This window comes from Streptomyces sp. NPDC026062 (assembly GCF_055568375.1).
Map to the genome: position 1 here is coordinate 31,751 of NZ_JBVHOQ010000031.1, position 13,791 is coordinate 45,541.

The following is a 13,791-nucleotide window of genomic DNA, read 5'->3' on the forward strand; positions in this document are numbered from 1 at the left end:
CGGGGTGCGGGAGACGGGCCCTCAACAGCCTTCAGCCTCAGAGCACTTCGGTGACGGTGCCCGCGCCGACGGTGCGGCCGCCCTCCCGGACGGCGAAGCCGAGTCCGGCCTCCAGCGGCACGTCCCGGCCCAGTTCGACGGTCATGGTGACCGTCTCGCCGGGCCGCGCGACCGCCACCGCTCCGAGGTCCACGTCGCCGACGACGTCCGCGGTCCGGATGTAGAACTGCGGCCGGTAGCCGGTGGTGACCGCGGTGGTGCGGCCCCCCTCGCGCCCCGACAGCACGTACACCTGCGCGGTGAAGCGCCGGCTCGGGGTGACGCTGCCCGGCGCCGCGACGACGTGCCCGCGGCGTACCCGGTCGCGCTCGACGCCGCGCAGGAGCAGCGCGACGTTGTCGCCGGCCTCGGCGGACTCCATCGGCTTGCCGAAGGTCTCCAGACCGGTGACGACCGTCTCGATGTCCGCTCCGAGCACCGAAACCCGGTCGCCGACCCGGACGGTGCCGCGCTCCACGGCGCCGGTGACGACCGTGCCCCGGCCGGTGATGGTCAGGACGTTCTCCACCGACAGCAGGAACGGCGCGTCGGTGTAGCGCACCGGCATCGGCACGTACGTGTCGACGGCGTCGAGCAACGCCTCGACCGCCGCGGTCCAGCGTGGGTCGCCCTCCAGCGCCCGCAGTCCGGACACCCGCACGACGGGCACGCTGTCGCCGCCGTAGCCGTGCGCGGACAGCAACTCGCGCACCTCCAGCTCGACCAGGTCGGTCAGCTCGGGGTCACCCGCGTCCGCCTTGTTGAGGGCGACGACGATGTGGTCGACACCCACCTGCCGGGCGAGCAGCACGTGCTCCGCGGTCTGCGGCATGATCCCGTCGAGCGCGGAGACGACGAGGATCGCCCCGTCGAGCTGGGCGGCTCCGGTCACCATGTTCTTGATGTAGTCGGCGTGTCCGGGCATGTCGACGTGTGCGTAGTGGCGGGTGCCGGTCTCGTACTCGACATGCGCGATGTTGATGGTGATGCCGCGCTGCGCCTCCTCGGGCGCCCGGTCGATGCGGTCGAACGGAACATAGGAGGTGCTGCCACCGGAGCGGTCGCTGAGGACCTTGGTGATGGCGGCGGTGAGCGTGGTCTTGCCGTGGTCGACGTGGCCCATGGTGCCGATGTTGAGGTGGGGCTTGGTGCGCACGTATGCCGTCTTGGGCATGGCTCAGTCCTTGGGATGCGAAGCTGGGAGAGAGGACCCCGGGGCCCGGCCGACCCTCCCCTTGCGGGGTCCGCCGGACAGTCGGGGGAGGGTCAGCTTCGGGCGCCGCCGAGGGGCGCTGCGGCAGCGGTGAACGCTGCTGCGACAGCTGCTGCTGCGACAAATGCTGCGAGGAGGCTCACGGCAGCCTTCGGCGTGTCCGCGACTGCGGACTGCGCTGCGAGGAAGGCGTACCGGAACATGGCTCGATCATGTCCGACGGCCGCCTGCCCGTCGAGCGAATTTCTCCTGCCGGTACGGGGATTGGGCCCAGGCCCTCACCGGAGGTGCTTGGTGGCCTCGCGTACGGACAGCGGCGACAGCCGGTCCCCGGCTTCCTCGACGAAGTCCCGGACGGCCCGCGGGTCCGTCTTGGAGTACTCCCGCAGGGACCAGCCGATCGCCTTGCGGATGAAGAAGTCGGGGTGCTCCGCACGGCGCAGGCAGTACGCGAAGAGCCGGCGTGTGTCGGTGGCCTCCCGGTAGCGGAGCTGGTGCAGCAGGGCGGTGCGGACGGTCCAGAGGCAGTCGTCCTCGATCCACTCGTCCATGACCGTCCGGAGTTCCGGATCGGCGGCGACCAGCGGTCCCGCGACATGGGCCGCCAGGGCATCGACGGTGTCCCACCAGGAGACGTGGGTGACAAGGTGCCGCAATACAGGGATGAATCCGGATGAACAGCGTGCGGCATGGCGGCGCAGGTAGTCGGCGGCGAAGTAGTGGTACTCCCGCTCGGGCAGCGCCCAGCAGCGCAGCGCGATCGCCGCGCAGTCGTTCTCGCCGGGGCGCGCGGTGCCTTCGAGGACGGCACGGGACAGCTCCCGGCGCCGGGGAGCGGGAATGCCGAGGAACGGCGCGACGTGCTTCATGTACGCGGCGGCCGAGCGGGCGCGCACAGGGTCGGCGGCCGTGGGGTACAGCAGGGTCAGCCGCTCCAGCACCGTGTCGGCGAGCGCGCTGCGGGGCAGGCCGGGTCCCGGTTCCGCGCTCTTCCCGACGGGTTCGGCTCCATGGCTCATCACGGTCACATTACGGCGATCACACCGCGGTGTCGGTTACTCTCCCCGAATGCTCGACCCCGTCCCCGCCACCCGGCCCTCGGCCGGCCTCGCCGTGCGCTGCACGCGGGTGCTGCTGTCGCCCTGGTCCCGGCTCTCCCTGCTCGTAGCGGTGCTGCTGGCCGCGGCGACCGCGATGCTGCTCCTGGAACCCCAGCGGCTGCTGGCCGCCGGCTGGCCGGCCGAGCTGAGCGGCGGGGCCGTCGCGGTCGTGCTCTTCGGTCTCGCGTACGGCGCCTGCACGGTGGCCTTCGTGCCGAGACCGCTGCTCAATCTCGCCGCCGGTGCGCTGTTCGGCTCACAGGCGGGACTGGCGGCTGCGCTGGGGGGAACGGTGCTGGGCGCGGGTATCTCGTTCATGCTCGGCCGGGTCCTGGGGCAGGAGGCGCTGCGTACGCTGCTGCGCGGGCGCTGGATGCGGGCGGCGGACGGTCAGCTGAGCCGGCACGGATTCCGCTCGATGCTGGCGCTGCGGCTGTTCCCCGGGGTGCCGTTCGCCGCCGCCAACTACTGCGCCGCCGTCTCGCGCATGGGGTATCCGCCGTTCCTCGTCGCGACCGGTCTCGGGTCGATCCCGAACACGGCCGCGTACGTCGTGGCGGGAAGCTCGGCCTCCTCTCCGACCTCGCCTGCCTTCCTGGCCGCGATGGGCTTCATCGTGCTGACCGGCGCGGGCGGGGCCGTGGTCGCCTGGCGCCGCCGCCACCGGCTGGGCGCGGGGTGACGGGGCTTGCTGCGCGGGGGCAGTCGTCGCCGTGTTCATCCGGGAGCGATACGCTGCCCGCGACCGACTGACGATCTCCGGGCCCGGTGCGGCCCTGGTATCGCACGACCGCAATCCGCACGCCGCCGACGGCTCCACGCCGTCGGCCGATGCATGATCACTCCGGGATGGCCCAACCCCCATGAGCTGGTTCGAATCGTTCGTCCTCGGCCTCGTTCAAGGACTGACCGAGTTCCTGCCGATCTCCTCCAGCGCACATCTGCGGCTCACCGCGGCGTTCGCCGGCTGGCACGATCCTGGCGCGGCGTTCACCGCGATCACCCAGATCGGCACGGAGGCCGCGGTCCTCATCTACTTCCGCAAGGACATCGTCCGCATCGTCTCGGCGTGGTTCAGGTCGCTGACGAACCGTTCGATGCGCAGTGACCACGACGCGCAGATGGGCTGGCTGGTCATCGTCGGCTCGATTCCCATCGGCGTGCTCGGTGTGACGTTCAAGGACCAGATCGAGGGACCGTTCCGCGATCTGCGCCTGATCGCCACCACCCTGATCGTGATGGGCATCGTCCTCGGCATCGCCGACCGCCTTGCCGCACGCGACGAGGCCGGCGGCAAGCACCGGGCCATCAAGGAGCGCAAGTCGCTCAAGGAGCTCGGCGTCAAGGACGGCCTGATCTTCGGCTTCTGCCAGGCGATGGCCCTGATCCCGGGCGTCTCCCGGTCGGGCGCAACGATCAGCGGTGGTCTGCTGATGGGATACACCCGCGAGGCGGCGGCACGTTACTCGTTCCTGCTCGCCATTCCGGCGGTGCTCGCCTCCGGCGTCTTCGAGCTCAAGGACGCGGGCGAGGGCCATGTTTCATGGGGCCCGACGATCTTCGCGACCTTCATCGCGTTCGGCGTGGGGTACGCGGTCATCGCCTGGTTCATGAAGTTCATCACCACCAAGAGCTTCATGCCGTTCGTGATCTACCGCATCGCGCTGGGCATTCTGCTGTTCATCCTGGTCGGCGCGGGGGCTCTGAGCCCGCACGCGGGTGAATCCGGCGGCTGAGACCGGGCCGCACAGGCAGCGCTGTCCAGCACTTCCCAGTGCCTGATTGCAGCACCACGCCATGATCATCTCCCACTTGTCTCCCACTGGGGATGCGGAATACCCCCCACACGCAGCACCTGGTCAGGCTCTTCGGAAGCAGCCACTGCGGGGGTGGCCGGCCCGCGCGATTGTCCGTGCGCGGGCCGGTCAGCACCTCCACACAGGACTACGCGGGTGCCGCGACCGCCAGCCACAGCAGAGGCGCCCTTCGTCCCTTCGTCTCCGCCTGTTCGGGGGGCCACAGGGCCCCCGGGGCGCGATCCAGGACCTGTGCGGCGTCCGTGAAGGCGACCTGTGGCGAGGTCAGCTTGCCAGCTGCCCGTACCCAGAACCGGCTCTGTCCTGCCAGGCGTGCCGCTGCCCAGTCCGGGCCACCACCCGAGACCGGAGTACGGAGCGTGTCCGGCCCGGCGGCGCGAGCAGTCCCGCGGGCCGCCTCAAGAATTGTCTCGCCCACCAGGTGGAGCGACTGGGTATCCAGCCGATCCAGTTCGGCAACCGGCTCCGTGTCGGGCATGACGCGCAATACGGCCTGCTGCTCTTGCTCGTCCCACTCCAGGTGCAGAAAGCCTCCCTCGGCCTGGACAGCCGGGTTCGGGGACAGAAAGACCACGTACAGGCCGAAGAGAGGCCACCGCCCGGGCAGTCCGGCGGGCAACTGGTCACCCGCTTCGCAGGTTTCCTCCGGCGGCCAGGCGATGAGCGCGTCGTCCGGGTGGACCATGTGCCGCCCTGCGGCCCGCCAGGCCCCGATCGACGCCAGCCGCGTGGCATCGACCGAACTCCGTGCTGACGGGAAGGTGCCTTCGGCACCCGTGCCGTGGCCGGTGCGGTAGTGCGCCAGCACCTCTTGGACCCGGGCCACCGGAAGCCAGCACCACGAGGGGAGAGCGCCCTCGGCTGCCGCACGTTCCGCGTCCAGGCGCTCGAAGACCCCCGGATATCTGTACTCTGCCTCCCGCTCCAGCTTCTCCAGCCGCGCCGCGGCGGCCCTGTACATCCCGGAGAGCCACCGCAGGGTCTCAGGTGCCTCACCGTCACGGCGCTCGACGAAGCTCTCGGCATACAAGGTCCGGTCCATCAGATCAGCACTCTCCATGGCGCAACATCGGCAACGCGGCAGCCCCGGGTGGTACGCGCGGGGACGGTCCCCTGAGCTTCGCACGCCTGTGACCGGCTCGGTCCGCTCCCCGCATACATGGGAATGGGCCGAGGTGCGAGGACAGACGGCGAACCGTGTCCGTACATGGACGCCAGATGGCGGGCGTCCGATCCCTGTGCGGAAAGCGTCGTTCCGGCACAACGCCGACGGCGGACCGGAGCCCGGACCCTTCGGATTCCCAAATCCAGGCCATAAAGGGGCAAAGATTGCGGCAGACTGATGGGCGCAGGTCCATCCACAACACTCGGGGGATTGTTATGACGAGTCTGCGACGCTCAATCGCGCTCCTCGGCAGCACCGCTGTCGCGGTAGCAGGTCTGTCCGTGGCAACGGCAGCACCCGCCACGGCCGGAAGCTACAAGTGCGGCAAGGCAAAGACGACCCAGACGTCCTGGGGCAAGGTCAAATACACGAGGTGCTCGGCGCCGGTCGGTACCCATACCTGGTCGATGGTCTCAGGAGTCCTGACCGACCTCGACGATGGCGACGATTGCTTCGTGCGTGTGACGTTCACATTCTCCGGCACCCCGGTCGTGTACAACGCGAACGGTCAGGCGAAGGCCTTCGAGACGACTCCCAAAATGGCCAACACCTTCGGCGTGAAGCTGACCAGGCACTGCTGAGCCCGATATCGGCCGGCATCGTTCAGGTGCTGTCGGGGCCTCATCCGGGGTGACGTACCCCGGATGAGCACGGTGCACGCAGGGAGCCCGGTGGCCTCCGCCGATCGCGTTGGCGGAGGCCACCAGCCTGTCGGCGGCGGCAAGGCGTGCCCCTACCGCCGCAACAGCCCTCCCGCGACGAGGCCGACGAGGCTCCCGTCACCAGGCCGTGCCGCCGGTGAACGGACCACGAGCCGTCATGAACCCCGCACCACGACAACGGCCGGACAGGCCCTGACGCCGGGCCGGTTTCTGCCCGTCCCGGCCGGGAGGAATGACGGCTCGCGGGGCCTCGGCGTTTCCGGTGAGGCGGCTCCGCGCCCAAGACCGGGCCTCGGCCACGTCCTGGGTGGCGGTCGTCGGGCAGCCCCAGAGTGTGGCCCCGCTGTGAATCGCCTTGGTCCGCTCGGCGGGGATCTCCGCCGGTGCAACGAAAGCAAGGCCGCGGCAGTGGGCCGTGAGCCCGGGACGGATCTCCTTGAGGGCGCGGATCCGGTTGGTGGCGGGCGGGCCACCGGGCTGTTGCGGCGGGGCGGGCATCAGCAGGACGGCCGCGAAGGGCCGGGCCCGCTCGGTGAGCCTCCGCAATTCACGAAGGACGAGTTCCTGAGCCTCGGCCATGGGCAGCCCGGTCGCGTCCATCTGGTGCACATCCATCTTCATGGGGAGAGCCTAACCTCATTAGCGACCATTGGTCACTAATGAGGTTCGCATAGTCTTGCCGCGATGAAGCAGACCGGAACCGGCCCTGGGCGGCCCCCGCGCCTGAGCCACGAGCGGATCGTCGAGGCCGCGCTCCAGGGGGACGTGGCAACGCTGACCATGCGGGAACTGGCGACCAGACTCGGCGTCTCGCACTCGTCCCTGTATCGCTGGGTCCCCGATCGAAACGGGGTGCTCGACCTGGTCAGCGAGGTCATGGTGGAACGGGTGCTGCCCGCGGAGGAACCGGGTCCCGACGACTGGCGCCAGTGGCTGGCACGGCTCGCATGGGCGATGCACGACGAGTTCCTGTCCGTGCCCGGGTACGCCGCTCATGTCGCCCGTCCACACCGTCGTCACGCGACGTCCTTCGGGCGGTTGAAAGGAAAGGTCGTCGCGGCATTCCGGGCGGCCGGCGCCGACGAGGAACAGGCCGAGCAGAGCTGGTACGTGTTCGGGCTCGGGGTGGTGCAGTGGCTGGGCGCGACCGCCGGCGACCCGGGCCTCGGCAACCCGGCGCCGAGGTTCGACCTGTATCTGGACACCCTCCTGCGCGGTCTGCCGACCCGCACGCCCATCGAATACGGGCAAGGGCGCTGAGGCCTGATCCTCCGGACACACCCTGAGGTCTGCGGCCTGTCTCGCCGTCACACCCTCGGCTGCCGGCGCATTCGGCACCTCACCGGCCGTCAGTTGCTCCGCCATGACGCACGCTCCGGCCCGTGCCAGGTGCCGGCGAGCCGGGCGCCACTGTCACCGAAGACGGCGCGGACAGCGGCGGTGGGAACGCGGCCGTAAGGGCTGTCCCGCAATACCTGGTGGATCAGCGCGCGGCGTCAGATGCGGTGCATCGCAAGGCGGAGGGGCGCCCGCATACTGGATGTATTCGGGCGTTCCGACAACGCGGCGAGGTGCCGTAGCTGTCGTCGTGCGCCCGCCAGGTATTGCGGGACAGCCCTTAGCCGGCTTCCTCGTTCCGGCCGCCCCGGGAACGTCCCGCACGAAAGAGCGTACGAAGCAGGCGGGTTGCCGGTTGCCGAGACGCGCTCCTAGGCTGCGCCACCCGGGGCTCGACGGTCGGAGAGGCCCCTCCTGCCCCTCATGATTCGACGCACCTCGGGAGTTGCCGAAATGAGCCCCACACCGGCTCCGGACCCGGCCCCGTTGCCGGGACAGATCTGCGGCTACGACGCGAACCTCGGGGCCGGGTTCCTGGGGTGCTCCGGCACACTTGTTCCGGGTCACACCCGATGCCTGGCGCACATCGCCGACGCCGGCCGCGACGCCTATCTCGCGAGCCTGGCCCCCGGCGCCGACATCGACCACCGGGACACGGCGTTCACCGGGCCGCTCCTCGACGCCCTTCGCCGAGCCCTCCACGATCCGGCGGCCGAGATGTCTCGTTTCGGCAGGGCGCACTTTCGCGGGGCACAGTTCGCCGACGTCGCACAATTCAACGACACGCAATTCTCCGGAGCTGCCGACTTCGTCGGGGCAAGTTTCCGCAGCGGCGCCAATTTCAGTCAGGCTCAATTCTTCGCAGGCGCCGACTTCGACGAGGCACAGATCACCGGAAGCGCAATTTTTGACGGCGCCCACATGGCCGCAGGAGCTAATTTCTGCAAGGTCCGGGTCTCCGGCGGAATCTCGTTCCACGATGCAGAGTCATCCGGCAGCACCTGGTTCACCGACACCCGAATCCAAGGCGATGCCCGCTTCACTCGGGCACGCTTCTCCGGTACCGCCACGTTCGACTCAGCCCACTTCTCCGACGCCGCTTCGTTCGACTACGCGCAGTTCACCGGCCCGGCTCACTTCAGCGCCTCACAATTCTCCGGCGTCACCCTTTTCAAGGGCACGCGATTCTCCGGAGACGCCCACTTTCATGATGCGCAGTTCAACGGCAACACCTGGTTCGACGACGCAGAGTTCACCGGCGACGCCTGCTTCACCGCGGCACAGTTCTCCACCGGCGTCTCGTTCACGAACAACCACTTCTCCGGCCAGGCACTCTTCCCAGCCGTCCGATTCTCCGAGCTGCCTCGCTTCGGCCCGGTGGTGTGCGCGGGCAAGGTCGACCTGTCCGGAGCTGTTTTCGACGTTCCCGTGACGCTGGAGATAGCCGCACGGAAACTGGACTGCGAGAGGACTCGTTGGGAATCCACAGCGACCTTGCGTCTGCGGTACGCGAGCGTGGACCTCAGCCATGCGGTGCTGCAGTTCCCTGTCTCGGTCACCGCCCATCCAGCCCCGTTCGTCACCGACTCCGGTACGGCCGTGGTGGAACGCCTCCTGGCAGGCCCGACAGGAGTGCGGGTGACTTCCGTGCGCGGGGTGGACGCCGCGCACCTGGTACTGGCCGACACCGACCTGGCCGGGTGCCTGTTCGCCGGGGCGTTCCATCTGGACCAGCTCCGGCTGGAAGGCCGCTGCACCTTCGCTTCGACCCCCGCCGGCCTCCATCGCCGCCACCTCGTACGGCCGCATCGCTGGAGCCGCCGGCGCACCCTGGCCGAGGAGCACCACTGGCGCGCGCAGACGGCCGGCCAACCCGCCCCCACGACTCAGCGTCCGCCGTCTCCCCGGGACTGGCACCCCGGTCCGCACCATCCCGACCCTGCCCTCACCCCCGACCCGGAGGACGTGGCCGCTCTCTACCGGCAGCTGCGCAAGGCGTTCGAGGATGCCAAGAACGAACCGGGCGCGGCCGACTTCTACTACGGCGAGATGGAAATGCGCCGGCACGACCACGTCGATACCACCGCCGGCGAACGGTTCCTGCTGTGGGGATACTGGCTGCTCTCCGGATACGGCTTACGTGCCTCGCGAGCGCTCGGCTGGCTGCTCGCCGCCGTGGCGGTCACCGTCGTGCTGATGATGGCTCTCGGTCTGCCCGACTCCTCGCCGCGGCAGGTCGCCACGGGCACGGTCCCTCCTGGTGGTGGGCGGGTGACGCTGACGGTGGACAGGGAGGACCCCCGGCTGACGCTGCCTGCCGGAGACCGCTTCACCGGGGAACGGGCCGACAAGGCGGTTCAGGTGGTCCTGAACTCTGTCGTGTTCCGGGCCAGCGGCCAGGACCTCACCACCTGGGGCACGTACACGGAGATGGTCAGCCGTTTCACCGAGCCCGTGCTGCTCGCCCTTGCCGTCCTCGCCCTGCGCAGCCGTATCAAACGCTGACCCGGCGCACTCCGGAGCTGCGCGGTACCTCAAGGAGGCCCGCTCACGCCCGATGGCCGATGGCGCATGGGCAAGGGCCACTTACGGATTCCGGATGCGCCTCCGCGAGCCTCCGGGCTCAGTCCGCTGACGGTGTCATCGCCGTCACCGGGTTCCACGGTGCTCCGGAGGAGCGGCGTCTGATGGACTCACACCGTGAAGTCACCACTGCCCCGCGTCCTGCGCGCACTTGAACGGTTCCACGCCGCCCATCCCTGGGATCACAACGCCCACTACCACCGGCTGATCCTGCGACGGCTCCCGAGACGCTTCGACAGCGCACTGGACATCGGCTCGGGCAGCGGTGACCTGGCCAGGCTCCTTGCCTCACGGGCCGAAGCGGTGCACGGCATCGATGCCGACGCCGCCATCGTCGCCCGCGCGCGTGAGCTCACCCCCGCCGAGGCCCGGGTGACCTTCGCCGTCGGAGACGCGCTGAACGACATACCTCCCGGCCCCTACGACGTCATCACCTGTGTCGCCACCCTCCACCACCTGCCGTTCAGCGACGCCGTCGCCCGCTTCCGGCAACACCTGGCACCCGGCGGAACCCTGGTGGTCATCGGCCTCTACCGTCCTCGGTCCCCGAGCGACCACCTGATCGAAGCCCTCGCCATTCCGTCGAATGTCGCCATGGCATGGATCAGGACCAAGGGCCGCACTTCACCGCGTCCGGCCTCGATGACTGCCCCGACCCGGCCGGCAACCATGAACTTCGCGGCCATCGTCGGCGAAGCCCGGCACGAACTGCCGGGTGCACGCCTGCGGCGGCGGCTCTTCTGGCGCTACACGCTGGTCTGGCGCCGGCGCTGACCCAGCCGGCGCGCCGGGCATGTGAGGGGCGGGTACCGGGCGGACGAGCCGGCCCGCCCAAGGGGTCCGTCCCGGGTCCCGGCACCACCCGTGGGGCGATGCGGTCCGGTGCGGTACGCAGTTCCGTACTCAGTGCCTTACGCAGTCCCGGGCCGGTGCCGTACGCGGGCGGGTCCGGGCCGTTTCCCCGCCCCCGCCCCGCCCCCGCACCCGAACCGGATGCGGGCCGGCGCGCACGGGGCCAGGCTGGATGTATGGCTACTCCCCCGATTGTGATCCACCGGCCCACACCCTCCGGCGCGCGGCTCGTCACCGTGCACCTCGCCGGCCGCGAGGAGAGGCTCGGGCTCGCCCACAGCGATCACGACGTCATCGTGTTCCTCGCCGACGCCGGAATGGCGGACCCGGCACGAGCCCTCGACACCCCGTCGCTCGTCGAGTGGCAGGGTGCCGCCGCCCACGACTTCGCAGCGGCCTGAACGGCCGCCACCCCGGCAGACGGTGCGTCCGCACCCCGGGGCTGTCCGGCCCCGGACACGGTGCTGCCCCCGTACCCGCCGGAGCGGGCACGGGGGCAGCACCGGCCTCTGAGCGGGTGGTGTCAGTCGGCCTCGACGAAGGGCGGAAGATCGGGCTCGACGAACAGCCCCTGGTAGCGCGGTGTCGGCACGGCCTCGACTCGGCCCGGGGCCTCGGACGCCGAGCCCGCCGCGCTCTCGTCCGAGCGCCGCTGAACCTGGCGGGGCGGGGTTTCAGCCATCGGGTCTCCTGTTGCTTCGCAGTTGCTTCTGAGGGCCCCGAGGCACCGTCCGGTCCTCGGACCGCGGCGGCAACGGGGTGTGTGGCACCGTCCCGGTCCCACACCCACCAGGGCACCGGTATCCGACGAGGCATGCTGAGAGTATCCGCTGTCCCGGCCCCGGCGGTCGGCACCGTCGCCCGGTCCCGCCCGTCATTCGCCTGCACAGCCGCGTCAGCGCACCTCGCGGTCCTCCTGCCACCGGGTGTACGGGACGCGGGAGATCTCCCGTACGCCCCCCAGGGTTCCCCACTCGTCCTTGCCGAGCCGGGTCAGCGGGCGCAGCGCGGCGATCTCCGGATGGCCGCCCGTCATGACGGCCTCGTCGACCGCGGCGTGCACCACGCGGCCGAACACGACGGTGGAGTCGCCGAGCAGGACCGTGCTGTGCAGTTCGCATTCCAGCGCGACGGGTGAGCCCGCCACGCGCGGCGGCTTCACCCGCAGGCTGGGTTCCCGCTCGACACCCACGGCCTCGAACTCGCTTATTCCGCGCGGGAAGTCGGTCGCCGTGGCATTGATCTGCTCGAAGAGGTGTTCCGGGGCGAAGTTGACCACGAAGGAGCCGGTCGTCTCGATGTTGAGCAGCGTGTCCTTGCGTCCCACCGAGGTGAACTGCACGACGGGCGGGGTGACGCAGGCGATCGTGAAGAAGGAGTGGGGGGCCAGGTTGGCCGTCTCGCCGTCGGGGGTGACGGTGGAGACCCATGCGATGGGCCGGGGGACGACCACGGCGGTGAGCAGCCGGTAGAACGCGCCGGTATCGGTGGTCCCGGGATCGAAGTCGATGCGCATGACGCCGAGTATGGCGTCCGGCCCTCCCGCTCCTTCCTACGCCTCCGGGTCCCCCGGTCCTCCCTGTCCTTCCGAACCGAACTGCTCGGCCCGCAGGGCGAGGTCCTGGAGCACGTCGGCGGAGGACACGTCCGTCTGCCCGGAGTCGTGCACCTGCGCCAGCATCGCGAACGCCAGAGTGAACGCGCCGACGAGTTGCTCCACCGCGCCGCCGACCTCCCTGCCGACCAGCACCACCACGTCCTCGATCGTGGCGTTCTCGGGGATCGCGATCCGCGGCATCGTCTCGTTGAGAAGCGCGGTCACCACGGTCGAATCGGTGCTGGGGTCGTCACGGTCCGGGTTCTCCTCCAAGAGGCGGCGCATCTCGCCCGCTTCGGTGAGGATGCCGATCACACGTTTCACGACTTCGCTCTGCTCCATCCCGCGAGCATAGGTGCAGGCGCACCGGCCGACGAGGACAACGGCCCCGGCCGGTCCGCCGTGCCGGGGCCAGGCCCTGCGGTGGCGGCCGACCGGCCGTAGCGTACGAGGCGGGGCCCGACGGGGCAGGGCGCCGCAGCGCCACGCGGACGGACGGGCCCGGAGCAGGTACCACCGCACCACCGGAGGCACGCATGACCAGTTCCGGTCTTCCCGTGATCGCCGCGGTCGACGGGTCCACGCACAGCCGCGACGCGCTGGACTGGGCGGCCCGTGAGGCGGCCGGGCGGGGGCTTCCCCTGATGGTCGTGCATGTCCGCCTCCTGACCCGGCGTACCGGCCAGGAGGCTCAGGAGCGTGAGGCGCGGGAGCTCCTCGACCGGTCCGTACGCCGCGTGAACCAGGTCGCTCCCGGACTGCGTCCCACGACCCTCGCACCGCTCGACTTCCCGTCGGCAGCGCTGGTCTCGCTCAGTCGTGACGCGTCGCTGGTGGTGCTCGGATCACGTGGACTCGGCGGGTTCCGCTCACTGATGCTGGGCTCCAACAGCCTGGCGACCGCCTCGATGGCCGCTTGCCCCGTGGTCGTCGTCAACGGCGGGCAGCCGGACGAGGAGCCGGGCGCGGGCGCCGAGGAGTCCTGCCGGGACGTCGTCGCCGGGGTGGCCGCGGACGAGAGCAGCGAGGCGGTGCTGGAGTTCGCGTTCGAGACGGCGACGGCTCGTCCCGGCGCGCGGCTGCGGATCGTGCACGGCTGGACGATGTTCTCGTCGATGCTCTCCGGCGGCCCCGTCTTCGACCGGGACGCGGCGGCCGACGCCGCCGAGCGTTCGCTGGCCGAGCTGACGGCGGGCTGGCGCGAGAGGTATCCGCAGGTCGAGGTCATGAAGGAGCCCGTCAACGGCTCCGCGTCACGCACCTTGGTGACCGCGTCGGCGACCGCTGCCCTGACGGTGATCGGCAGGCGCAAGGGCGGCGAATCCCTCGGGCTCGGTCTCTCCCCGGTGGCGCAGACGACGCTCACGCACGCGCTCGGTCCGGTGGCCGTGGTGCCCTGCTGAGCCGCCGCACGGCCCCCGCCCG

15 protein-coding genes are annotated in these 13,791 nt (G+C 70.4%); 8 read left to right on the plus strand and 7 right to left on the minus strand.

What is annotated here, in order from left to right; genetic code table 11:
* Window positions 1-37 precede the first annotated feature (37 nt).
* Together tuf and ACZ4LX_RS25970 are read right to left on the minus strand one after the other, a co-directional pair.
* A complete protein-coding gene (gene tuf, locus ACZ4LX_RS25965; RefSeq protein ID WP_467638460.1) occupies window positions 38-1,213 on the minus strand; it encodes an elongation factor Tu in 1,176 nt (391 codons plus the stop codon).
* A 317-nt stretch (window positions 1,214-1,530) separates the two neighbouring features.
* The gene (locus ACZ4LX_RS25970) at window positions 1,531-2,271 is read right to left on the minus strand and encodes a DNA alkylation repair protein (RefSeq protein WP_467638463.1); all 741 of its coding nucleotides are present in this window, start codon (window positions 2,269-2,271) and stop codon (window positions 1,531-1,533) included.
* A 49-nt stretch (window positions 2,272-2,320) separates the two neighbouring features.
* Here ACZ4LX_RS25970 and ACZ4LX_RS25975 point away from each other — a divergent pair, with 49 nt between their 5' ends.
* Together ACZ4LX_RS25975 and ACZ4LX_RS25980 are read left to right on the plus strand one after the other, a co-directional pair.
* Window positions 2,321-3,034, plus strand: a complete 714-nt coding sequence (locus tag ACZ4LX_RS25975; protein WP_467638466.1) for a TVP38/TMEM64 family protein — start codon at window positions 2,321-2,323, stop codon at window positions 3,032-3,034.
* Between the two features lie 181 nt (window positions 3,035-3,215).
* Window positions 3,216-4,088 carry an undecaprenyl-diphosphate phosphatase gene (locus ACZ4LX_RS25980; protein WP_467638469.1) on the plus strand — a complete coding sequence of 291 codons (873 nt, stop codon included), beginning with the start codon at window positions 3,216-3,218 and terminating at the stop codon, window positions 4,086-4,088.
* A 208-nt stretch (window positions 4,089-4,296) separates the two neighbouring features.
* On the opposite strand, the gene ACZ4LX_RS25985 is transcribed toward ACZ4LX_RS25980, so the two are convergent.
* On the minus strand, window positions 4,297-5,211 hold the full coding sequence (locus ACZ4LX_RS25985; RefSeq protein ID WP_467638472.1) for a hypothetical protein: 915 nt from the start codon (window positions 5,209-5,211) through the stop codon (window positions 4,297-4,299).
* A 404-nt stretch (window positions 5,212-5,615) separates the two neighbouring features.
* Between ACZ4LX_RS25985 and ACZ4LX_RS25990 the strand changes: the two genes are divergently transcribed.
* Window positions 5,616-5,915 carry a hypothetical protein gene (locus ACZ4LX_RS25990; protein ID WP_467638476.1) on the plus strand — a complete coding sequence of 100 codons (300 nt, stop codon included), beginning with the start codon at window positions 5,616-5,618 and terminating at the stop codon, window positions 5,913-5,915.
* A 198-nt stretch (window positions 5,916-6,113) separates the two neighbouring features.
* Here ACZ4LX_RS25990 and ACZ4LX_RS25995 read toward each other — a convergent pair whose 3' ends face one another.
* A complete protein-coding gene (locus tag ACZ4LX_RS25995; protein WP_467638479.1) occupies window positions 6,114-6,617 on the minus strand; it encodes a hypothetical protein in 504 nt (167 codons plus the stop codon).
* A 63-nt stretch (window positions 6,618-6,680) separates the two neighbouring features.
* Between ACZ4LX_RS25995 and ACZ4LX_RS26000 the strand changes: the two genes are divergently transcribed.
* The 4 genes from ACZ4LX_RS26000 to ACZ4LX_RS26015 all read left to right on the plus strand — a co-directional run bounded on the left by ACZ4LX_RS26000 (window position 6,681) and on the right by ACZ4LX_RS26015 (window position 11,170).
* Window positions 6,681-7,256, plus strand: a complete 576-nt coding sequence (locus tag ACZ4LX_RS26000; RefSeq protein WP_467638481.1) for a TetR/AcrR family transcriptional regulator — start codon at window positions 6,681-6,683, stop codon at window positions 7,254-7,256.
* A 531-nt stretch (window positions 7,257-7,787) separates the two neighbouring features.
* On the plus strand, window positions 7,788-9,839 hold the full coding sequence (locus ACZ4LX_RS26005) for a pentapeptide repeat-containing protein (protein WP_467638484.1): 2,052 nt from the start codon (window positions 7,788-7,790) through the stop codon (window positions 9,837-9,839).
* 195 nt (window positions 9,840-10,034) lie between these two features.
* The gene (locus ACZ4LX_RS26010; RefSeq protein WP_467638487.1) at window positions 10,035-10,691 is read left to right on the plus strand and encodes a class I SAM-dependent methyltransferase; all 657 of its coding nucleotides are present in this window, start codon (window positions 10,035-10,037) and stop codon (window positions 10,689-10,691) included.
* Between the two features lie 254 nt (window positions 10,692-10,945).
* A complete protein-coding gene (locus ACZ4LX_RS26015) occupies window positions 10,946-11,170 on the plus strand; it encodes a hypothetical protein (protein WP_326734886.1) in 225 nt (74 codons plus the stop codon).
* 122 nt (window positions 11,171-11,292) lie between these two features.
* Here the strand turns inward: ACZ4LX_RS26015 and ACZ4LX_RS26020 are convergent, their stop codons facing one another.
* The 3 genes from ACZ4LX_RS26020 to ACZ4LX_RS26030 form a co-directional block, all read right to left on the minus strand.
* Window positions 11,293-11,451: a hypothetical protein gene (locus ACZ4LX_RS26020; protein WP_467638490.1), complete on the minus strand. Its 159-nt coding sequence runs from the start codon at window positions 11,449-11,451 to the stop codon at window positions 11,293-11,295.
* 213 nt (window positions 11,452-11,664) lie between these two features.
* Window positions 11,665-12,285 (minus strand): flavin reductase family protein, encoded by a 621-nt coding sequence (locus ACZ4LX_RS26025; RefSeq protein ID WP_467638493.1) that lies wholly within the window; start codon window positions 12,283-12,285, stop codon window positions 11,665-11,667.
* Window positions 12,286-12,321: 36 nt separating this feature from the next.
* Window positions 12,322-12,708, minus strand: coding sequence for a hypothetical protein (locus ACZ4LX_RS26030; protein ID WP_467638496.1), 387 nt, complete (start codon window positions 12,706-12,708; stop codon window positions 12,322-12,324).
* Between the two features lie 194 nt (window positions 12,709-12,902).
* Between ACZ4LX_RS26030 and ACZ4LX_RS26035 the strand changes: the two genes are divergently transcribed.
* A complete protein-coding gene (locus tag ACZ4LX_RS26035) occupies window positions 12,903-13,769 on the plus strand; it encodes a universal stress protein (RefSeq protein ID WP_467638499.1) in 867 nt (288 codons plus the stop codon).
* The last annotated feature ends 22 nt before the right edge of the window (window positions 13,770-13,791 follow it).

Bases quoted from the DNA above. Each gene is read 5' to 3' on its own strand.
- tuf (WP_467638460.1), bottom strand. From the start codon at position 1,213: ATGCCCAAGACGGCATACGTGCGCACCAAGCCCCACCTCAACATCGGC.
- ACZ4LX_RS25970 (WP_467638463.1), bottom strand. From the start codon at position 2,271: ATGAGCCATGGAGCCGAACCCGTCGGGAAGAGCGCGGAACCGGGACCC.
- ACZ4LX_RS25975 (WP_467638466.1), top strand. From the start codon at position 2,321: ATGCTCGACCCCGTCCCCGCCACCCGGCCCTCGGCCGGCCTCGCCGTG.
- ACZ4LX_RS25980 (WP_467638469.1), top strand. From the start codon at position 3,216: ATGAGCTGGTTCGAATCGTTCGTCCTCGGCCTCGTTCAAGGACTGACC.
- ACZ4LX_RS25985 (WP_467638472.1), bottom strand. From the start codon at position 5,211: ATGGACCGGACCTTGTATGCCGAGAGCTTCGTCGAGCGCCGTGACGGT.
- ACZ4LX_RS25995 (WP_467638479.1), bottom strand. From the start codon at position 6,617: ATGAAGATGGATGTGCACCAGATGGACGCGACCGGGCTGCCCATGGCC.
- ACZ4LX_RS26000 (WP_467638481.1), top strand. From the start codon at position 6,681: ATGAAGCAGACCGGAACCGGCCCTGGGCGGCCCCCGCGCCTGAGCCAC.
- ACZ4LX_RS26005 (WP_467638484.1), top strand. From the start codon at position 7,788: ATGAGCCCCACACCGGCTCCGGACCCGGCCCCGTTGCCGGGACAGATC.
- ACZ4LX_RS26015 (WP_326734886.1), top strand. From the start codon at position 10,946: ATGGCTACTCCCCCGATTGTGATCCACCGGCCCACACCCTCCGGCGCG.
- ACZ4LX_RS26020 (WP_467638490.1), bottom strand. From the start codon at position 11,451: ATGGCTGAAACCCCGCCCCGCCAGGTTCAGCGGCGCTCGGACGAGAGC.
- ACZ4LX_RS26025 (WP_467638493.1), bottom strand. From the start codon at position 12,285: ATGCGCATCGACTTCGATCCCGGGACCACCGATACCGGCGCGTTCTAC.
- ACZ4LX_RS26030 (WP_467638496.1), bottom strand. From the start codon at position 12,708: ATGGAGCAGAGCGAAGTCGTGAAACGTGTGATCGGCATCCTCACCGAA.
- ACZ4LX_RS26035 (WP_467638499.1), top strand. From the start codon at position 12,903: ATGACCAGTTCCGGTCTTCCCGTGATCGCCGCGGTCGACGGGTCCACG.